This window comes from Priestia sp. JV24, assembly GCF_025910025.1.
GTDB lineage: Bacteria > Bacillota > Bacilli > Bacillales > Bacillaceae_H > Priestia > Priestia megaterium.
On record NZ_JAPCIN010000016.1, the window covers coordinates 136,362 to 157,191 of the forward strand.

Genomic DNA, 20,830 nt, shown 5'->3' on the forward strand with positions numbered 1-20,830 from the left:
GCTACATACTAAGCAGTTCTCGAAGTTCTTCTTCTGCCAAACTAGAAAGCATTGTTTCTCCCGGCTGAATAACCTGTTCGATGAGTTCTTTTTTCTTTTGCTGCAAGCCGTAAATTTTTTCTTCGATAGTCCCTTGAGAAATAAGCTTGATGACCTGCACAACATTTTTTTGCCCAATGCGGTGTGCACGGCCTGCCGCTTGTTCTTCAATCGCTGGGTTCCACCATAAGTCATATAAAATAACTGTATCTGCTCCCGTTAAATTTAAGCCCGTGCCTCCGGCTTTTAACGAGATTAAGAAAATGTCTTGTTCTCCATTATTAAATCGATCCGCCATTTCCACTCGTTCTTTTGATGGCGTTTGACCGTCTAAGTAAAAGTACGAAAGGTTTTCTTTTTGAAGCTCTTCTCGAATAATGTGAAGCATGCTTGTAAACTGAGAAAAGATTAACAAACGTTTTCCGTTGGCAACCGCATTTCTTGTAATCTCAAGCAGCTGCTCTAATTTGCTTGAATACCCTTCGTAATTTTCAACGAATAGGGATGGATGACAGCAAATCTGGCGCAGTCTTGTTAATCCCGCCAAGATCTTCATTCGGTTTTTATTAAAATCTTCACCGGCTAAAGATGATTTTAACTGTTCTAAATAGCCTACATATAACTCTTTTTGTTCTTTAGTGAGCTCAGATAAATGAGTTGTTTCAATTTTATCAGGCAGTTCTTTTAATACATCCTTTTTTACTCGTCGCAGTAAAAATGGTCTTACAATTCGACTGACCTGCTCCGATGACATGTTCTTAAACTTGCGAAGCCCTGGAAATAAACCCGGAAGAATGGTCTGGAAAATTGACCAAAGCTCATCAAGTGAGTTTTCAATAGGCGTACCGCTCAGCGCAAAACGTTTTTCAGCTGAAATAGTCCTAACAGCTACTGCCGTTTTCGTTGTATGATTTTTAATACTTTGAGCCTCATCTAGAATTAAAGCATGAAAATGAAGATGCTGATACAAATCGATATCTTGACGCAGTGTTGGGTAAGATGTAATCCATACGTCAGCTGTGCTTTTTAGCTTCTCCTCACGCTCGCTCGGCGTTCCTGTAATGGTTTGAACCGTTAAATTCGGTGCAAATTTCTCCAATTCGTTGCGCCAGTTATAAATCAAGGAAGCCGGCACAACAATTAAAAAGGCACTGCTATCTTCATCAAGCTCTTTTTCAGATAGGATATAGGCAATGCTTTGAAGCGTTTTTCCAAGCCCCATATCATCGGCCAGAACGCCTCCTAAAGAGTAGTGAGCCAGAGATTTAAACCACTTAAACCCATTGTACTGATAATCACGCAATGATGCCTGCAAGGATTCCGGTACTTCCCAATCCATTTCCTCTGGAGATTTGAGCTGTGTAAGTAACCTTTTAAATGCTGAGCCGAACTTAGCCGCTGATTTATCACCCGCACTCATAATCTCTTCCACTTGCATTCCTCTGTATAAAGGTACTTGCAATGAGTTATCCTTTAAGTCTTTCTCGGTTACGTTCAGCTCACGAAACAGATTTTGAATATGCTCAAAGCCTTCGTTTTCAAGAGGAATAAACGCACCGTTATCTAGACGATGATAGCTTTTCTTTTCTAAAATAGATTTTAAAACATCTTGAACGGTCTGATGATTAATGCCTCCTAAATCAAAATTAATTTCTAATAATCCATTGCTGTTTTTGATGTCAACCGTTGTTACTGGCGCAGAAAAATCCGTATAAGCATAATCTTTCATCTCATCCGTAATATACACATCCGCTATTTCATCAAGCTTTGGAACAATATGAAACAAAAATTCATATAAAGATGATTCATCTTGATTTAAATACAGCTGGTTTTTATAAATGTTTAAAGGAGCTGTTTCAATTAAATCCATCACGCGGTCTTCTTTTTCTAAATCTCGTATTAAGATTTTATCGTACTTTTCAGGTTGAGGTGAAAATGGATTAATTGAAATCTCTCCATAATGGTACCGAAGCGTCACAAACAGCTGTTCATCTTCCTGGTCAATAAATACTTTTGCTTTTAGTTCAGGTGCAATAATCTGATGGGATACTTCTTTTGCGATATCCACTTTCCCCACTTTTTTTAGTCCTGGAACGACGTGAGATAAAAAATTTCCCATCTGCTCTTCTGCTATAGGTACGACTGGCTTCAAAGGCGCCGTTTTTCGAAGCCCTTCAAGAAGCATACGCTGATCTTGAGATAGCTCATAAAACGTCCCCTTTAAAAATAGCCACCCGTATCGATCAAAAAACGAAGCTTGATGAAGCTCCGTAAAGTCGAGTTCAAATCCAGCTGCCGGGTGCTTATTTAACTGAAACGAAAAAGGAGCTGAGCTTTCAGCAAAGATAATATTTTCATATGAGTGCCCGTCATGAATAAATGTAAAGTTCCGATCTTTGAGCAATTGAAATAACTCTTTGGCTATGATGGAGGGAATGATTAGTTCTCTGTTATTTGCAGACGAACGATACATAGAATAAGAATGTTTATAAAATGATTCATTTGTCATAATATCCATCAGCAGCTCAATGATTTTCTTATCTTCTTCTATAAAAAAATGTTCCACCGGGTCATATTCGAAGCGCTTGGTAAATTCGTGAGTTTGGAATTCTTTAGCGTCTGTTAAAAATTCTTGAATGTTTTTTACTACATACGTCCGGTCGACGCCCACTTTCATTTCAAGCGCTACGTACATTCCTTCTGAACGTAAAAATTCTTCTGAGTAAGACTTACAAATAAATTCTACTTTCAACGGATCTTTATCTGCATATTTCTTATGGTCGCTTATGGTTTGCTGATAGCTCGAAAATAAGTCGATAAAATGATTTACATTTTCGTATTCTTTGCTTTGGCGAAAAGGCTTTGTTTTGATTGGCTGCGGCTTTGCGCGCTCATCGCAAATGGTTAATAAAACAGCTACTTCGTGTTTGCATTCTGAAAACTCATGATAAGCAGGACAATCGCAGAATGAATAAAAAGAATTTCCTTTTTGTTCAACCATTACGGTATACATTTCCGCACCTCGAACGGATGCTGTCCACGTAGTGGTCTGTTCGTTGTATTCCAAATCAAGCACACGCCCCTGCTTGTAATACGTGTGTCCTCTATAGTACGTTCTGCTTGAGTACGAATCTTTTAATTGTTCTTTGTTTAATGTTTTATTTATCATCGCTTCACAATCTTCCAATCGCATAACAGTCAATGCTGTTGCTGTTTAATTTCTATTCAGAACAAATAATGTCCAACGTCATAAACGTTGAACATTATTTGTCAATTCCTCTATTATAACATGCAACAGACATTATAAAACACTCTTAAGCAGTGCAGACTGTTTTCGCTGTTTTCTTTTGTAGAGTATCCAGCCTGCTCCGGCGGATGATAATAAAAGCAGGCTAAGTCCTGAAAAAGCAAGTCCTATATGATCATTAGTCGTAACGTACGTAAAGAAGAAAATCAATAAAATACGAATTCCTAACGTAATAAAGCGAAAACAGCTGTCCACTCTTCCCACGATAGTATTCGGTATTTTCTGCATCATAAACGTATTGCGAGCTACTCTTGTACCTGCATTTGCAAAAGCAAGGAAAAATACAATAGAAAAGTAAATGGGCAGAAGCTTCATAAAGAAGATGATAGATATTCCGAGTGCAAAGAGGCTTATATTAAGCATAATGGCTAGCTCAGTGCCTGTTCTTTTCATAATAGATACGATGAATATCCCTGCGGTTAATGCTCCGAAACCATATACGGCACTCTCAATCCCATATGCTGCTGGACTTGCGTTTAATTCTTGAGTCAGATAAATAGGAAACAAATAGTTCGTCATCATTACAGCAACGAAAGGCATAAAAGAAAGCAGTAAAAAAATAGATACCGAGCGATTTTCTTTTATAAATGCTAATCCCTCTTTCATCGCAGTGTGTTTTTTATCGCTTCGTTCCCTGCTTTGTTTATATGGAATACTCAATAGAAAAAGGAATGCAGCTATATACGTAGCTGCATCGACTATTAAAATCCATTGAAGCGACCAACGAGTAATGACTAGACTGGCCAGAGCGCCTGCAAGCATACTCGATAGCTGGCCTTGTATTTCCATAATACTGTTTAATGATTGAAACGTATCTTTTGAAAAAACTTCTTGATTTAATGCAAAAATCGTTGGATAAAAAAACGTGTAGTAAAGGTTTCCGGTTCCGTACAAAATGATGTAGTGAATGGTTGAATAGTCTGTCATAAAACCAACGATCACAAATAGCATGACCGTGATAAAACCTATCAATTCTACGGTTAACAACATTTTCTTTCGTGACATTCGATCAATAAGAACACCTATATACGGAGTAGCCACAAAGCTAATCACCGTCATCATCAGCATAATCATGCCAAATAGTTTATTTCCATCTGGAGATGCAACTAACAGTAAAGGAATGGCAAGCATCGTAATACCGGAACCAATAGAAGATAAAACATTCGCAGCTACTACGGCTTGAAAGCGACGGTCCTTATAAAGCGCCTTCATCAAACATTTTGCTTAGCTTCTAAAATTTGCTTAGACACTTGTGTATACATAGTCAGCTCATTAACTAATTCATGAATTCCGTCAGCTGCGTTTTTTCGTAAAGTCCCTTTTTCCAGGATGTCTGCAGGATCTAATACCAACTGCTTAGATAGAACATTCGCATACAAGGCGCGTGTAACGGTTCTAAGGTTATTTAAAGCATTAATGCCTCCTTTTCCTCCTCCTGATACTGCTAAAAGTGCTACGGGCTTATGCGCAAAATACGCACTGTTTAAGAAGTCAAACGCGTTTTTTAACGCTCCGCTCATAGCTCCGTGGTACTCGGGCGTCGCAAGTAAAATACCATCCCCTTTTTCTATTTTTTTAATCAGCTCTTGTACTTCTTCTGTTTCATACTGATGAGGTTCACCTGTGAAGATAGGAAGTGATAATTGGCTTAAATCTAAAAAAGAACTTTGATAGCTTTTGTGAATCTCTCTCGTCACTTGTGTTGTTCGGCCTGTTTCTCTGGGACTTCCGTTGATAATAAGTATGTTCATGCTTATCTACTCCTTTGTCGTTTGATTATATATATATAGTATAGGGATGATTGAACTTTTTTTCGTCATGCTATTGGTAGAAAGAAAGCTACCAATATAGACGGAGAAGCACAGAGAAAAACCTACGACTAAAGTCGTAGGTTAGGAAATGCCGTGCTGCACAGCATATAGAGCAGCTTGCGTGCGGTCTTGAACACCGAGCTTCGATAAAATATTAGACACATGTGTTTTTACTGTTTTTTCTGTAATATGTAAGGAAGCACCAATTTCTTTGTTGCTTTTACCTTTTGCAATTTCTTTTAATACGTCTTTTTCTCGTTTCGTTAAGTGGTCAATAAAATTGACTTTCTTTTCGCTGCTTTTGGTTAACCGTGTTAGCAAGTGCGTAGTGACTTTGGGATGAAGCTGATTTTCTCCGTTCATTAGCTTTCGAATTGCGGCTACAAGTTCATCTGGATCGCTTTCTTTTAGCTGATAGCCTGAAGCTCCTGCTTCTAATGCCGGTATCACGTGATCTTGATCTGAAAAGCTTGTTAGAATCATGACTTGTATATGCGGCGCTTGTTTTTTTAGTTCTTTTGTTGCTTCGATTCCATCTAGAACCGGCATTGATAAATCCATTAACACAATATGAGGCTCTAGAGATGTCGCTAGCTTTAAAGCTTCCTCTCCGTTAGAAGCTTCTCCTACAACTTCTAAATCAGGCTGCGTTTGTAAGAAAAAGACAAGTCCTTTTCGGACGACATGGTGATCATCTGCGATTAAAATCTTTATTTTCATGTGCGCTCCTTTCCGTTATGAAAGAGGAATAGATACTTCCACAACCGTTCCGTTTCCTATACTGCTTGTAACAGATAGATTCCCATTTAATCTGTTTATTCGCTCCTGCATGGTTTTTAACCCAAGCGTCGGCAACTCTGCTGAAGGGCTATATATAAATCCATTGCCGCTATCTTGAATTTTCATAATTACCTGTTCTTTGCTTATATTTACGTTTAAATGTACCTCTGCCGTACCCGCATGCTTTCGGCAATTATTAAAAGCTTCTTGTCCGACTCTCCACAGTGTCTCTTCAATCACAGCAGGCAAAACGGACACTCCTTTAATTTGTTCTTCTATGTTAAGCCCTAGCATTTGACCATAGCTTTTTAACGCACTGACAATGCCGTTTTCTAATCCTTGAGGACGAAGCTGCCAAATTAAAGCTTTCATTTCCACTTGAGCATGCTGAGCAGTTTCTTGGATTAAGGAAAAAGTCTCTTTTAACTGCACATCTTTCGCTAGGCTGCTTCCGGCTTTGGCTGTGACATTAATTGAAAACAACAGCTGATTAACAGAATCGTGAAGGTCTTTTGCCAGCCTGTTTCTTTCTTCAATAAGTTTTACTTCCTGCTGAGATTGAGTCAGCTTAATCCGCTTGATAGCCGTGCCAATTTGAAGAGCGACGGATCCTAATAAATCAAGCTCTCGCTGTTCAAAATGAATTTTATGAGGGGCAGCTACATTTAATAATCCAAAGCGTTCATCCCCTGCTTGTAAAGGAACCGTTGCGTGATGGGTAATGTCGTGTGTATCTCCCCACTCATAAATGACGGAATCTTCAAGTCTTTTGCACTCCATAATATTAGATGCTTTTTGAAGCCGGCCATCCATATACCGATCAACACACCAGCAGCTTCCGTTACACATAGGCTGAGCGCTTTTATTTAATAAAGCTGGCGGTAAATGCTGAGCGGCAATCATCTCATGTTTTCCATTTTTATCAATAAAAAAGATCCATCCTGTTTGTAAATCTGTTATTTGCAGCAGTTTTAAAAGAGCATCGTGAAGCATTGTATGTAAATTAGTGCCTTCATTTAAAATCTCGGCAATGTCTTTTAAAATCTTAAGCTCTGAAATATGATCTTTTTCCATAGCCTCTCTCCTATATGATGTATTTTCCATTTTTTATTTTATCACAATTAAAGACGATTCCGGCTAATAGACCGTTATTTTTAAGGTGTTTTCGCTTAGGTATGTAAGAGTTTTTGACATCAATAATAAAAAATTCAAAAAGTATGTCAGGTAGTTTAACAATTAGCTAGAGTCTTTACGTAAAACGAACTATAATACAGATAATTCACGTAAGAAAAGAAAAAACGAAAGGAAATGAGAAGAGAAAAATATTAAAATTAATATGTTGAAAACGCTTCCAAAAATGAAGGCATAGTGCTATTATATAATTATTAACAGAATAGGGATGTGAGAAAGATGAATAAATTATTTTTAGAAGAGTTACGATACATTATCTTGTGTGAAGTGCCTATGACAAAGTACCGAGTAGAGCAGCTTCAAGACAAATTTGATCAAAGCCCCTACTTAATTAATGAACTTTATCAACTCCTATTCGAAAAGCGTCACATTTTAGCTTTCGTTGATGATATTGAATCATCCCTGTATGACTATATTGTGAATAAAGAAATGATGGATGCTAAAACCTATTATGGAGCTATTACACACGTAGCAAATCTTTTCAGCGAAACGCCTACATATATAAAATGCAAAATAAAAAAATATAGAGAGTCTTCGATTTCAAGTATCAGTGCCTAAAAGTTGCGCACAGCTGATTCAAATAAAAAGCAAAAAAAGAAATCCTAGCACAAGGGTTTCTTTTTTGTACCACTAACCTATAGGGAGGAAAATAAGATGAAGACATTTTTTATCACGAATCGCTATTCGTTTCTTGAAACGCAAGTAAATGAATATATGCAATCGTTACTGGTAAAAACACCTGAACAAGTTATTTTATATTTCGAAAGGCAAATTCGGAAGTATAAATTGTATTTACAGAAAAAACATCATTATCCAGAGTGTATGGTTCAATCTATCCACCGTTTGATTGAAGAATATTCATTAATTATCATTAGAGTAAAAAAATATATTAGCTATCAAAACAAGCTGATGAATAAACAGCTATTAGAGCCGCAGTAAAACGAATCATTTTTTATGGTTCGTTTTACTGCGGCTCTGCTGTTTTACTCCTCATATTTTAGCAGTAAATGCAGAACAGCTGGACGTTCTTCAAGATTTTTGTATGAGTGTACATGACTTCCTTCAAATTTTATAGAGTCAAATTGTTTTAGCTCGTATAGCTCTTCTTCTATTTTCATTTCGATTCTTCCTTCCATTACCGTGGCTACTTCAATTAATCCTTTATGATGAGGTTCAGGACAGTATGTAGCGAGAGGAGAAAGAAAGGCTCGGTACATTTCAATAGTTGAATCTATTTGATTTTGAAAAATAAATTCTACTTTCCACGCTTCGTCCGGTCCTTTGAGAGAAAAACCTTCTCCGCACTTAGATACAGCCACTGAAGGTTGTACTGACACTAATTTAGTTAAAGGGATATTTAAACCTGTTGTTATTTTCCACATTACTCCTAGGGTTGGATTAGTCTCCCCTCTTTCAATTTTCCCTAACGTGAGTTTGCTGACTCCCGTCCTATCTGCTAATTCATCGAGTGTGAATTCTCGCTGTGTTCTTATTTTTCTAAGCTCGTTGCCTACCTTTTTCATCATTTCTTCTGAATGCATTTTTACCTTCCTTTCTTTTGTATATTATGGTACACTTTTTTTATACCTAAGTATACTATAATATATATTTAGGTATTTTTATTAATTAGGAGGAAAAAGTATGAAAGCAATTTTATGGGGGCTTCTCTCGTCCATGTTCTTTTCTGCTACATTTATTGTGAATCGTGCCATGAATGTATCTGGAACAAGCTGGGCTTGGACAGCATCTCTTCGTTTTTTATTAGCACTACCTATTTTACTCATTTTAGTACTTGTACAAAAGAAGTTTACACCATTATGGATGGAAATGAAAAAACATCCTTTCGCTTGGTTAGGTTGGGGAACTCTTGCAGGAATTGGATTTTATTCATTATTAAGTTTTTCTTCGCTTTTTGGACCGTCATGGCTCATAGCTGGAACGTGGCAAGTAACGATCTTGGCAGGTGCGCTCATTTCTCCCCTTTTCTATGTAACTATTCAAACTGCAGACGGAAACAAAAAAGTAAGAGGAAGCATTCCACTCAAAACGCTTGGTATTTCAACGTTTATTTTAGCGGGTGTGATTCTCATGCAAGTTAAAGAAGCTGAAAACATCACGCTTTCACAGTTTGTGTTGGGTTTTCTCCCTGTCGTCATGGCTGCTTTTTTATATCCGCTTGGAAATCGAAAAATGATGGAAGTTTGCAAAGGGAAATTAGATACATTTCAACGTGTTTTAGGTATGGCTATCGGCAGTATACCGCTAAGTATCATCTATGCTATATATGGATTTTATACAACTGGTATGCCAACAGCTCCTCAATTTTCTCAAGCCTTTATCTTAGCAATGAGTTCAGGTGTAATTGCTACGATGACGTTCTTTTACGCAACAGACTTGGCAAAAGAAAATTTAGGTTTGCTTGGAGCGGTTGAAGCAACTCAATCAGGCAGCATGATTTTTACCGTGCTTGGCGAAGTGTTTTTATTAAATGGCCGTGTGCCAACAGGGATTGCGTTAGCTGGTATGACGATAATCGTAATTGGAATGATTATGAACAGTATGCTAAACAAAAAAACAAAACTGTCTTCGGCCGCCCCGTCACGTACTCTATCAAAATAAAAAAAGAGGAGATGAAAATCTGTTTAAAGGTTTTCATCTCCTCTTTTTAATATTCGAGATGATTGTTCCAATAGCGGCTCCAAAGCACAGGGAATCGCATCTGTAAACCATCCTCATCATCTTCATCCCAATCAAGATCCAAATCTTGCTCATCGTACCACACTGGATCAAACTGGTCATATTTATCATAATAATAGTCGTTATCTAAACCTGTCTTTTCTTCGTAAGCTTCACATGCTACAGAAAGTAATTCTTCTAATTGAGGAGCATAGCCTTCTGCTTCTAGTGGTTTAAGTACAGAAATCATCGTCTCAGGAGATTCAATCGCTTTATAATATATGTCTTTTCCCTGATATAAAAGCCACGCTCTAAAATAATCAAAACAATCATCTGAACAACCGCCCATTACAATATAAGCTGCTGCCCACAATGAAGAAGTATAGGATTGATCAAAATGCTGATTTAATAGCTGATCAAAGCGAAAAATGTCCTTTTCAGAACGCTTCGCTAGCGTGGAGCGAAGCCATTCCATTTGCTCGTCGACATCTAATTTTGTCTTCGCCTTTTTTATCAGTTCCCAAAAGAGAGCCTCTGACATCGTACTGTCTTTCATTACTTGCATCGAACAAGTTAAAGGTTTATATCCTTTCTTCAATTTTGCACGAATCAGCTTTTCAGCTTCCGCTTCACAAGCTTCTGCGGAAACAAACTCTTTCACTTGCATGCGACCGGCTGTATCAACTTTTCCAAAGTGAATGACTAACTTGCTGTCTCTTCTTTCAACTTTCCAAAATTTATTCGATTGCTCATCTTTATACACTAAGGTTATTTGCATGATACATTCCCCTTTTTCATCCTACTACTATTGTGAATATTTCTCTTTTTACAAGTTATGTAGAGCCATGGCGCTTCATAATCCCTTTTCTTTGCTTTTTAACATGTTTCAGTTGATTTTACTATTGCTGAGGTCGTTTAAATATTGAGCAATGAACACAAATTTGTGTAATATGTTCATTAGTTGTTTTTTTGTTGCATTTACAACATTTTGTTTTTCCTTTATACTCTTTTATATCAGATATCTTTATTATACAAAAAAGAATCATAAATTCGCAGCAAAGGAAGGATTTTCGATGAAAATTAAGCAAATTACAACAAAAGAGCAGCTTGAAGAAGTATTTCATATACGTAAAACAGTGTTTGTTGAAGAACAAGGCGTGCCATTAAAAGATGAATTTGATGAACATGAGAAAACGGCAAAACATATGTTGATTTACTATAACAATGAACCGGCAGCTTCTGGTAGATTCCGCATAGTAGACGATTACGCCAAAATAGAGCGGATATGCGTATTAAAGGAATTTAGAAAATACGGGCTCGGAAAAGAAGTGGTGGCCAGCTTAGAAGAAGCAGCGAAAAAAGAAGGATTAACTCAAGCTAAGCTTCACGGTCAAGTTCAGGCTGAACCTTTTTATCATAAATTAGGCTATAAGACGGTTTCAGATGTCTTTATGGAAGACGGTATCCCACACGTTATCATGAAAAAAGAATTTTCTTGTTAAAAATGCTTCTTTGCACAGTTACTTTAATAAAGAAAAAGGCTCTCAGCAGAGAGCCTTTTTGTACTATTAGATTTTCATAATTCCGCCTGTGCTAGCAGAAGTTACAAGTTTAGAATATCTTGCAAGATAGCCTTTTTTCACTTTCGGCTCAAAGCCTTTCCAGTTTGCTTTTCGTTCTTCCCAAACATCTGGAGAAACTTGAACGTTCATCGAACGATCCTCAATGTCAATCACGATGTGGTCGCCATCTTCTACAAATGCTAGCGGTCCGCCTTCAGCAGCTTCTGGAGACGCGTGGCCAATTGATAATCCACGGGAAGCCCCAGAGAAGCGTCCGTCCGTTAATAGCGCTACTTTTGCGCCTAGTCCCATTCCCATAATTTGAGAAGTTGGAGCTAGCATTTCAGGCATTCCCGGTCCGCCTTTTGGTCCTTCATAGCGGATGACTACAACATGTCCTTCTTTTACTTTTCCATTAGCAATACCGTGCAGCGCCTCGTCTTGAGACTCAAATACAATTGCTGGTCCTTCGTGGCGAGTAATGCCGTCTTGAACACCGCCTGTTTTAATGATCGCGCCGTCTGGAGCTAAGTTACCAAACAATACAGCAAGTCCGCCTTTTTCGGTGAACGGCTTATCGATTGGATGGATAACGTTATAGTCTTTTACATCGCAGCCGGCAATGTTTTCGCCTAGCGTTTTTCCAGTAACCGTCATCGTATCTAAATGAAGAGCTCCTTCTTTTTTAGATAGCTCGTTTAAAGCAGCCGATACGCCTCCTGCTTCATGTAAGTCCTCAATAAATACATCCGAAGCCGGAGCGAGTTTTGCCAGGTGAGGCACGCGTTCCGCTACTTCATTAATACGCTCTAACGGATAATCAATTTCAGCTTCATTCGCAAGAGCTAGCGTATGAAGAACTGTATTTGTAGAACCACCTAACGCCATGTCTAAAGCAAATGCGTTATCGATTGCTTTTTCCGTTACGATATCACGTGGTTTTAAATCTAATTTAATTAATTCCATAAGCTGTTTAGCTGATTTTTTAACAAATTCTCTACGTTCAGGAGCAACTGCTAAGATTGTACCATTTCCAGGTAAAGCAAGTCCTAACGCTTCAGCTAAGCAGTTCATTGAGTTCGCTGTAAACATTCCTGAACAAGATCCGCATGTAGGACAGCCAAATTGTTCTAATTCAAGTAATCCTTTATCATCAAGTTTACCAGCTTGATGAGCTCCTACCCCTTCAAATACTGAAGAAAGAGAAATCTTACGACCGTCGCTCGTTACGCCAGCCTTCATTGGTCCGCCGCTAACAAAAACTGTCGGAATATTCAGACGTAATGAAGCCATTAACATCCCAGGCGTGATTTTATCACAGTTTGGAATACATACCATTCCATCAAACCAGTGAGCAGATACTACCGTTTCAACTGAGTCAGCAATGATTTCACGACTTGGTAATGAATAACGCATACCGATATGTCCCATCGCAATACCGTCATCTACACCGATAGTGTTCATTTCAAAAGGTACGCCACCAGCTTCGCGAATCGCATCTTTTACGATTTTACCAAACTCTTGTAAGTGAACATGACCTGGTACAATATCAATATATGAATTGACAACCGCAATAAACGGTTTGCCGAAATCCTCTTCTTTTACACCCGCTGCACGCAGTAGGCTGCGGTGCGGTGCTCTGTCGAATCCTTTTTTGATCATGTTACTTCTTAATTCTGCCACAATAATTCCCTCCGTATTCATCTAACCTATTAAAAACTGAATCTTTTTAAATTGTTTAATAATTTTTAATATAAATACTAATTTAACAAATCACATAAAGGTTTGTAAAGGTTTATGACAAAATAATCATTTTTTATTTTAAAATAGTAAAATCACCTGCATAAATTAGTATAATATATACATATATCCCTTATTTTACAGGAAAGCAGAAGGTGAATGCTGAGCATGAAACAATCCTTTTACTACAGAGGTCATCAGGAAAAAGAAATATTCGCACAAAAATGGGATCTTGAAAACAATTCTGCAAAAGGCGTTGTCCAAATAGCCCATGGGATGGCCGAACATATTGGACGCTACGAATACTTTGCTAATGTATTAACGCAACATGGCTACATCGTATGTGGGAATGATCACCGAGGTCACGGTCAAACAGCTTTAAAAGATGAAGACAAGCGTTTTTTTGCTGAAGAAAATGGTTTTGATACAGTAGTCTACGACGTGATTGCTCTGACTAAGCACATTTCAACGGAACACTCCGGCTTACCAATCTTTCTTTTCGGTCACAGCATGGGGTCTTTTCTAACGAGAAGATATATTCAATTGAATACAGAGCACATTCATGGTGTGATACTCTCAGGTACTGGCAGCATTCCTTCCCTTTCACTGCAGGGCGGCATATTAGCTGCGCAAATAGAGATAAAGAGAAAAGGGTTACGATCTCCTAGCCCTTTGCTTGATAAGCTCTCTTTTGGACAATACAATAAATCATTTCATCCTGCTCGGACACCTTTTGATTGGTTAAGTCAAGATAATGAAGCTGTAGATTTATATGTAAATGACCCTTATTGCGGAGGAGTTTTCACAGCGGGATTTTTCTATGACTTATTAACAGGAATCAAACAAATCTCTAACTTAGCTAATATAAAGCTAGTCCCATCAAGCCTGCCTGTTTATTTAATATCTGGAGAACATGATCCAGTAGGCAGCTATACAAAAGGTGTACTCAAAGTATATAACGACTTTAAAAAAGCCGGATTGCAGGACGTAAGCTACCGCTTTTTTACACAGTGCCGTCATGAGTTGCTTAATGAATTAAATAAAGATGAAGTGATAGAAGATATACTAAATTGGCTTGACGTGCAAATGGACAAAAAAAAGGTTCGTGTGTAGACACGAACCTTTTTTTATTAAGCAAATACAGATGTTAATACAGGTACTACTTGTTTTTTACGTGATACAACGCCTTCTAAGACAGCTGTATTGTTTTCAAGCGTTACGTTGTATGCTTCTTCTACTTTTGAAGCAGCAGAACCTAATGCTAATGCAGTAGAGTTGCTGTTTAAAATATCTGTAACAACTAAAAGGAATAATTGTAATCCTTTTTCTTCGATTGTTTTAGTAATCGCTTCTTCCAATTCAACTTTGCGCACTAAAACGTCGTTTACGTCAATTGCATTCACCTGTGCAATTTCAACTTTGCTTGTGCCCATGCTAAATTCTTTAGCATCTAATGAAATTAATTGTGAAGCTGTTTTATCGCCTAAGTCAGCTCCAGCTTTTAGCATTGCTAATCCGTATTCTTCTGCATCTACGCCTGCAATTTCCGCTAATTCTTTAGCAGCTGCAACGTCTTGGTCTGTGCAAGTTGGTGATTTGAATAATAAAGAATCAGAAATGATAGCTGATAGCATAAGACCTGCGATGTTAGATTCGATTTCTACGCCGTTTTCTTTATACATCTTGTTTAAGATCGTTGCCGTACATCCAACTGGCTCTGCACGATAGTATAAAGGATCTGCTGTTTCAAAGTTAGCAATACGGTGATGATCAATTACTTCAAGCACACGAACTTGATCAATATCGTTTGCACTTTGCTGGCGTTCGTTGTGGTCCACTAAAATAACTTCATTTGTTTCTTTAGATACTTCATCAACGAAACGTGGTAGTTCAGCATTGAACTTTTCAAGAGCGAATTGCGTTTCGCCGTTAATATCGCCTAATCGAACTGGTTCAGCTTCTACACCTAATTTATTCTTTAAATCAGCGTATGCAATTGCAGAACAGATTGTATCTGTGTCAGGATTTTTATGTCCAAAAATTAACGTCTTTGCCATCTTAAATCTCTCTCCTTCTTACGTATGTAAATAGCATTCTTGCGTAAAGTTAGTTAATTCGTTCACGCAACATTGCCATTTTAACATAAACTTTTACATTATTTTAATTTTTTTGCGAAAAATGATGTTCATCCGCAGATATTTTGCCATTTTGTATCTTTTCCATAGTAAAAACACTTCTATTTCCGATATAAATAGAGGGTTTTATACGCTCATTATATAAAAGTTAGCGATAAAACACAAGCTCTCTCTCTATCACTTGATAGATAGCTTAAACGCAGTATCTTGCCACTTTTGATAAAGAAAAAGTAGAACAGCAATAACCATCATTAGTACAAATAATAAAAAATGATTCATTTCCTTCAGTGTATAAATGTCTAGCTTTTCAAAGATAGGACTCATGACAAGTGCCTGAAATAAATCGAAAGCTGCATTGATAATCATAAACATCCAAAAGCCAGGATAGGTAAAAAAAAATAAAAAGCGTGCCTATTATAAATATGCCAAAAGGAAAAGGCGTCATATTAACAAAGAAAAAAAGAGTTTTATTCACTTCCCACCAGTTAAAGCGATCTGCAATTTGAAAAACATCGTTAACAATACCACTCCGAATAGTGATACAGCCATATACCGCTTTACTCGCTCTTTATCAACTGCAAAAAGCAATAGCCAAGGACCAATAAAAAACACCCACATTATAATTTGCACCATCAACATTCCGCCTTTCATTTCAAAAAAAGAGAATATACATTACTCTGTCCTTATTTATGTAAAACAACCAAAAAAAGCACCCTATATGAAGGGGTGCTTTTTTGGTTATCGTCGCGGTGTAAAGGTGAAATGTTCATTTACGATAGCTCCTAGCTCTTCAAGAAACTGCTGAGCAGTCATTTCCTCTACGCTTTGGGTATACCATGCAAGCTGAGATTTTTTATGAACATTGTTGTAATATACATCTCTTGACCAATATGTTTTTGATCGGTATGTATAATTAAAGTGAATGAATAGTTCACTCCCGTCTGGAGACTGCAACAACACGCGGTAATGTGGATTACGACGATTTTTATCTAAACTCATTTCTTTGATTTGCGCTAACATTATTCACCTCTAAAGCCATTACTTAATCATTTAAAGGTAAATGCCATACCACGCTATATCCTAGCTCTGCCATCAACTAGAAAATCATATATTTTCTAAAATTCTACACGATATAGGACAAAAGAGGAAGAGATAATTTATTGAGGGACGTGTAAAGTTTCATATAAATCTTTTAGTTGCTCAGGGTATTGAGACCTTACGTAATAACCCGTAGGACGGTGCTCGATTAAATGAGAAGCAAACAAATAGCCGATGAGCACGTGCATTTGTTCATCTGAGGTTTCTTGGCTTAATTCTCTTTCGAGTCGTTCAGCTAAGTGTGAAGCCAGCTGTTTAATTTTTTCATCATGTGATAAAAAAAGCATTTTGTTCTCCCCCTTATAACGAATAAATAATGCTGTGAATTTCAATAAAGACAAAGTATTACTTTTATAAGGATAATTATATTTTATTTTACAATAAAAGTATATAAGTAGTTCTAAATATTCAAAAAATAACTTGTTTCTTTTGGACTATTTGGTAACAAACAAAAAAAGAAGCGGGAGCTGTCCCGCTTCTTTTACGTAAAAAGATATTCGATTACCGAAATTTATTCTACTTCCACTGCCCAGCCGAATGGATCTTCCACTGTACCATTTTGAATACCTGTTAGAGTGTCATACAGTTTTTGTGATATTTCTCCCGTGTTTCCATCGTTGATAACCATTTTCTCGTTATTCCAAAATAGTTCGCCAATTGGAGAAATAACTGCAGCTGTACCTGTTCCAAATGCCTCTTCTAGTTTGCCTTCGGAATAAGCTTGCTTAATTTCTTCCATAGAAATACGGCGCTCAGTTACAGGCATATCCCAGTGTTTTAGCAGCTCAATGATAGATTTACGCGTAATTCCTTCCAAAATGCTTCCGTTCACAGATGGCGTTACTACTTCTCCATCGATTTTGAAGAAAATATTCATGCTTCCTACTTCTTCAATGTATTTGCGTTCAACTCCGTCTAACCACAGTACTTGTGAATAGCCTTTTGAGTCAGAAAGCTGCTGAGCTTTTAAGCTTGAGGCATAGTTTCCGCCTGTTTTAGCCGTCCCTGTCCCTCCGGCTACAGCACGAACAAATTCGCTTTCAACCGCAATTTTTACAGGGGCAATCCCTTCTTTATAATATGAACCAACTGGAGAAAGAATAATGATAAATTGATAGCGGTCAGATGGCGCTACTCCTAAGTAAGGCTCTGTTGCGATGACAAACGGGCGAATGTATAGTGATGTACCTTCAGCAGTAGGAATCCATTCGCGGTCAATTTTAATCAGCTGTTTTAACGCTTCTAGCGCTAAGTCTTCATCAACATGAGGAATACAAAGACGATCGTTTGATTTATTTAAACGTTTGAAGTTCTCATCTGGTCTAAATAATAATACTTGCTCTTTTTTTGTTACATATGCTTTTAGTCCTTCAAAAACAGACTGCCCGTAATGAAAGATCATGGATGCCGGATCTAATGTGATAGGTTGATAAGGTACAATACGAGCATCGTGCCATCCTTGGCTTTCTGTATAATCCATAATGAACATATGGTCCGTGAAGATTTTCCCGAATTGCAATTGATCAGATTGCGGCTTTTCTTTTTTTGTTTGACTTAGTGTTACATCGATTGAATAAGTTGTCATAGTTGTTTCTCCTTGCTCTTTATATTTACGGGTTTTTCGCTTAAACCTCTATATAAGTTACATTGTACAACTTTAGGGAAGCGTGTCACAATAGTTAGAGACGAAAAATTCTAAAAATTTTATAAAAATTATAAAGAAATAGCACCTAATCGAATTAAGTGCTGAATTGAAAAGGTTTTCTTTCTAAAAAAACTATTTCTACATTTTATTTACAACTATTTATAAACCAATTTTCACTCGAAGCTTTTCATCTTGTATTGAAAATTGTTTGATTTTCCCCACTGGAATGACCTTCACTTTATCAATTTCATTGAGATTGATATGAATTTGTTTTTCTTCATACGTAGTAACAGGCGGCTTGTGAAAAATTCGATAGTTGATCCAATTTTGATTAAGAGGTTTCATTTCATGGATTTTGAATAGAAGCGTACGTTCTTTTGCCTCAAGAGGTTCTAGCACAATGGAAAATGGAATTCTCACCAGAAATTTTTTAATAATTCCATTCACGTGAATATAGGAGTCTTGAAATGAAATAGAAAATTGCTGAATTTGATCTTGCTTTGTCATTTGCTTTTGAAAAATTCGCATGAGCATAGAAGCGGATATAGGAACGGTTACCCCGCTTTCAGCCATCTTTTCTTTCATTTTTGCCTGCACATCATCACTAATTACATCGTTTAGCTTTCTCTGTACCCAATCCTTCATGGTGCACCTCCGCTATAAAGTTATCTTGCTGTTTCCTCTAACGCACGAATTGAAGATGTTAAATGGTTTGACACGTCGGCAAGGCGATCTTTTGTCAGTTTATCTTCTCCAAGGTAGATAGGTTTTCCAAAGGAGATAACAATAGGACCCTTTGAAAATAGTTCTTTTACATTTGCAGGTCCTTTGTAAACTGCGGGTACAATAGGAACCTTTGCCATGCTCGCTATAGTGACTGCTCCTTTTTTTAAGGGAACGTCTTCCTCTGTTCGCGTGCCGCTAGGGAAAATCCCGACGATATGTCCTTCTTTTGCTAATTTAATAGGTATTTTAATGCTGCTGGGTCCCGGGTTGTTACGATCTACTGGGAATGCGTTGAGTTTTTTTAATACATTACTAGTGAGTATATGATTAAAAAGCTCCTTTTTTGCCATAAAATGAATTTGGTGAGGCAAAACAGCCGCACCAAGCGCTACAACGTCTACCCATCCCTTATGCGAACAAGCGATCACAAAACCCGTGTCTGTCGGTAAAGACTCTTTATTCCTTATGTAAAGCTTCCCTCTTCTTTTTAATAAAAATTTACATACGTGAGCCGCAAGATTATACATAAACATTTCCTCTTCCCTCTATTATTTGAAAATACATACAAAATTATATCACTTGATATTAATATCTGGTACTAAAAAATAAATGTAACATCTTTTTACACAATAGCTTAGCTGCTTCTATATATATTGTAAAAAAGTAGATATTGAATCTTCTGTTTTTGGTCAACTTGACTAATGACATCCCTTGAAAAACATTTTACTATTAATGTATCACTCTAAATGTAATATTTATTAACATTACATGTGATACAATTAAAGGAGGTTTTTAGGTGAATAACCAAAATCGACCGTTTCGACTAGCTTCATTGGGATTACAGCACGTACTTGCTATGTATGCGGGTGCCATTCTCGTTCCGCTGATGGTGGGGCGCGCATTGAATTTAAATGCTTATGACTTATCCTATCTTGTGGCCATTGATTTACTAACATGCGGACTAGCTACGCTGCTGCAGGCATGGACGAACAGGTGGTTTGGTATTGGTCTTCCTGTTGTACTCGGAAGCTCATTTGTAGCGGTGACTCCTATGATTTCAATTGGAACTCAATATGGAATTAGCGCTGTTTACGGAGCGATTATTGCCGGTGGTATTTTCATCGTACTGGCAGCAAGTTTTTTAGGCAAAATTATTAAATTTTTCCCTCCCGTTGTCACCGGAACGGTTGTGACGATGATTGGTTTATCGCTTGTACCATCCGCTGTCCGAAATATGGCAGGAGGAGTGGGAAGCAAAGATTTTGGTTCTCTTTCTAATCTTCTTCTTTCTTTTGGTGTTCTAGCGCTTATTTTAATTTTAAATCGATTTTTCAGCGGTTTTCTTCGTTCTCTTTCTGTGTTGATTGGAATTGTAGCCGGAACAATAGCCGCTATATTAATGGGAAAAGTTGATTTTACTAATTTTAATGAAGCTTCTTGGCTGCACGTTCCCACTCCTTTTTATTTTGGGATGCCCACTTTTGAAATCGGGCCCATCTTAACAATGATTCTCGTATGCTTGGTCATTATTATTGAGTCTACAGGCGTATTTTTAGCGTTAGGAAAGCTGTGTGATCGGGAATTAACGGAAAAGGATTTTACAAAAGGCTACCGTGCAGAAGGAATCGCCATTGTCCTTGGAGGGCTATTTAATGCTTTCCCTTACAATACATTCGCTCAGAATGTAGGACTGGTTCAATTATCGAAAGTAAAAACAAAAAATGTAGTGGTAGTAGCCGGCTTCATTCTCGTATTACTGGGGCTTGTTCCGAAAATAGCTGCTTTTACAACCATTATTCCCACCCCTGTTTTAGGAGGAGCAATGGTCGTGTTGTTTGGTTTAGTTATTTCATCAGGCATCAAAATGCTAAGTGCTGTTGATTTGTCCAAACAAGAAAATTTGCTGATTATTGCGTGCTCTCTTTCACTCGTCCTTGGTGTAACGGTGGTACCTGATTTATTCGCTCAGCTCCCAAATGCTTTGCGCGTAATTGTAAGCGATGGAGTTATTACGGGAAGTTTAGCTGCCATTTTATTAAATCTCTTTTTTAACACATCAATTGAACGAAAAGTACCTTCTGTCTCTTTAGAGAAGACAGATTATTCAGAAATAAAATAAA

At 37.5% G+C, this 20,830-nt stretch carries 22 protein-coding genes; 6 read left to right on the forward strand and 16 right to left on the reverse strand.

Annotation, left to right across the window (positions count from 1 at the left end; all coding sequences use genetic code 11):
- Position 1: 1 nt before the first annotated feature.
- From OK414_RS13130 to OK414_RS13150, 5 genes are all read right to left on the reverse strand, one after another.
- Positions 2-3,208 (reverse strand): DEAD/DEAH box helicase, encoded by a 3,207-nt coding sequence (locus tag OK414_RS13130; protein WP_263045820.1) that lies wholly within the window; start codon positions 3,206-3,208, stop codon positions 2-4.
- Positions 3,209-3,340: 132 nt separating this feature from the next.
- Entirely contained in the window at positions 3,341-4,558 is a 1,218-nt protein-coding gene (locus OK414_RS13135) for an MFS transporter (RefSeq protein ID WP_263045821.1), read from the reverse strand.
- Positions 4,558-5,097 (reverse strand): NADPH-dependent FMN reductase, encoded by a 540-nt coding sequence (locus OK414_RS13140; RefSeq protein WP_034651709.1) that lies wholly within the window; start codon positions 5,095-5,097, stop codon positions 4,558-4,560. Before OK414_RS13140 ends, OK414_RS13135 begins: the two co-directional genes overlap by 1 nt.
- A 141-nt stretch (positions 5,098-5,238) precedes the next feature.
- Positions 5,239-5,877 carry a response regulator gene (locus OK414_RS13145; RefSeq protein WP_016764274.1) on the reverse strand — a complete coding sequence of 213 codons (639 nt, stop codon included), beginning with the start codon at positions 5,875-5,877 and terminating at the stop codon, positions 5,239-5,241.
- A gap of 15 nt (positions 5,878-5,892) precedes the next feature.
- Complete coding sequence (locus OK414_RS13150; RefSeq protein ID WP_095380241.1) at positions 5,893-7,011, reverse strand: GAF domain-containing sensor histidine kinase; 1,119 nt, start codon at positions 7,009-7,011, stop codon at positions 5,893-5,895.
- A 336-nt stretch (positions 7,012-7,347) separates the two neighbouring features.
- Between OK414_RS13150 and OK414_RS13155 the strand changes: the two genes are divergently transcribed.
- Both OK414_RS13155 and OK414_RS13160 read left to right on the forward strand, forming a co-directional pair.
- A complete protein-coding gene (locus OK414_RS13155; protein ID WP_013083324.1) occupies positions 7,348-7,686 on the forward strand; it encodes a hypothetical protein in 339 nt (112 codons plus the stop codon).
- Positions 7,687-7,782: 96 nt separating this feature from the next.
- Positions 7,783-8,067 carry a hypothetical protein gene (locus OK414_RS13160; RefSeq protein WP_013083325.1) on the forward strand — a complete coding sequence of 95 codons (285 nt, stop codon included), beginning with the start codon at positions 7,783-7,785 and terminating at the stop codon, positions 8,065-8,067.
- Positions 8,068-8,111: 44 nt separating this feature from the next.
- Here the strand turns inward: OK414_RS13160 and OK414_RS13165 are convergent, their stop codons facing one another.
- Entirely contained in the window at positions 8,112-8,669 is a 558-nt protein-coding gene (locus OK414_RS13165) for a helix-turn-helix domain-containing protein (RefSeq protein ID WP_016764277.1), read from the reverse strand.
- Between the two features lie 100 nt (positions 8,670-8,769).
- On the opposite strand from OK414_RS13165, the gene OK414_RS13170 reads away from it, so the two are divergent.
- Positions 8,770-9,747 (forward strand): multidrug resistance efflux transporter family protein, encoded by a 978-nt coding sequence (locus OK414_RS13170; protein ID WP_216876187.1) that lies wholly within the window; start codon positions 8,770-8,772, stop codon positions 9,745-9,747.
- Between the two features lie 46 nt (positions 9,748-9,793).
- Here the strand turns inward: OK414_RS13170 and OK414_RS13175 are convergent, their stop codons facing one another.
- Positions 9,794-10,582 (reverse strand): DUF4240 domain-containing protein, encoded by a 789-nt coding sequence (locus OK414_RS13175; protein WP_016764279.1) that lies wholly within the window; start codon positions 10,580-10,582, stop codon positions 9,794-9,796.
- Between the two features lie 295 nt (positions 10,583-10,877).
- Here OK414_RS13175 and OK414_RS13180 point away from each other — a divergent pair, with 295 nt between their 5' ends.
- A complete protein-coding gene (locus OK414_RS13180; protein WP_034651700.1) occupies positions 10,878-11,306 on the forward strand; it encodes a GNAT family N-acetyltransferase in 429 nt (142 codons plus the stop codon).
- Between the two features lie 66 nt (positions 11,307-11,372).
- Here OK414_RS13180 and ilvD read toward each other — a convergent pair whose 3' ends face one another.
- A complete protein-coding gene (gene ilvD / locus OK414_RS13185; protein WP_047932054.1) occupies positions 11,373-13,049 on the reverse strand; it encodes a dihydroxy-acid dehydratase in 1,677 nt (558 codons plus the stop codon).
- Positions 13,050-13,274: 225 nt separating this feature from the next.
- Between ilvD and OK414_RS13190 the strand changes: the two genes are divergently transcribed.
- Positions 13,275-14,219: an alpha/beta hydrolase gene (locus OK414_RS13190; protein WP_263045822.1), complete on the forward strand. Its 945-nt coding sequence runs from the start codon at positions 13,275-13,277 to the stop codon at positions 14,217-14,219.
- A gap of 17 nt (positions 14,220-14,236) precedes the next feature.
- On the opposite strand, the gene OK414_RS13195 is transcribed toward OK414_RS13190, so the two are convergent.
- From OK414_RS13195 to OK414_RS13230, 8 genes are all read right to left on the reverse strand, one after another.
- The gene (locus tag OK414_RS13195) at positions 14,237-15,163 is read right to left on the reverse strand and encodes a manganese-dependent inorganic pyrophosphatase (RefSeq protein ID WP_013083332.1); all 927 of its coding nucleotides are present in this window, start codon (positions 15,161-15,163) and stop codon (positions 14,237-14,239) included.
- A gap of 255 nt (positions 15,164-15,418) precedes the next feature.
- Positions 15,419-15,607 carry a hypothetical protein gene (locus OK414_RS13200; RefSeq protein WP_263045823.1) on the reverse strand — a complete coding sequence of 63 codons (189 nt, stop codon included), beginning with the start codon at positions 15,605-15,607 and terminating at the stop codon, positions 15,419-15,421.
- 105 nt (positions 15,608-15,712) lie between these two features.
- On the reverse strand, positions 15,713-15,874 hold the full coding sequence (locus OK414_RS13205; protein WP_263045824.1) for a hypothetical protein: 162 nt from the start codon (positions 15,872-15,874) through the stop codon (positions 15,713-15,715).
- Between the two features lie 105 nt (positions 15,875-15,979).
- A complete protein-coding gene (locus OK414_RS13210; RefSeq protein WP_263045825.1) occupies positions 15,980-16,261 on the reverse strand; it encodes a hypothetical protein in 282 nt (93 codons plus the stop codon).
- Between the two features lie 137 nt (positions 16,262-16,398).
- Positions 16,399-16,626 carry a hypothetical protein gene (locus OK414_RS13215; protein WP_016764285.1) on the reverse strand — a complete coding sequence of 76 codons (228 nt, stop codon included), beginning with the start codon at positions 16,624-16,626 and terminating at the stop codon, positions 16,399-16,401.
- A 224-nt stretch (positions 16,627-16,850) separates the two neighbouring features.
- Positions 16,851-17,924, reverse strand: a complete 1,074-nt coding sequence (locus OK414_RS13220; protein ID WP_095380245.1) for a branched-chain amino acid aminotransferase — start codon at positions 17,922-17,924, stop codon at positions 16,851-16,853.
- A 219-nt stretch (positions 17,925-18,143) separates the two neighbouring features.
- Positions 18,144-18,629 (reverse strand): hypothetical protein, encoded by a 486-nt coding sequence (locus OK414_RS13225; protein WP_013057211.1) that lies wholly within the window; start codon positions 18,627-18,629, stop codon positions 18,144-18,146.
- A gap of 20 nt (positions 18,630-18,649) precedes the next feature.
- Positions 18,650-19,237 (reverse strand): lysophospholipid acyltransferase family protein, encoded by a 588-nt coding sequence (locus OK414_RS13230; RefSeq protein WP_074896425.1) that lies wholly within the window; start codon positions 19,235-19,237, stop codon positions 18,650-18,652.
- A 269-nt stretch (positions 19,238-19,506) separates the two neighbouring features.
- On the opposite strand from OK414_RS13230, the gene OK414_RS13235 reads away from it, so the two are divergent.
- Positions 19,507-20,829: a nucleobase:cation symporter-2 family protein gene (locus tag OK414_RS13235; RefSeq protein WP_263045826.1), complete on the forward strand. Its 1,323-nt coding sequence runs from the start codon at positions 19,507-19,509 to the stop codon at positions 20,827-20,829.
- The last annotated feature ends 1 nt before the right edge of the window (position 20,830 follow it).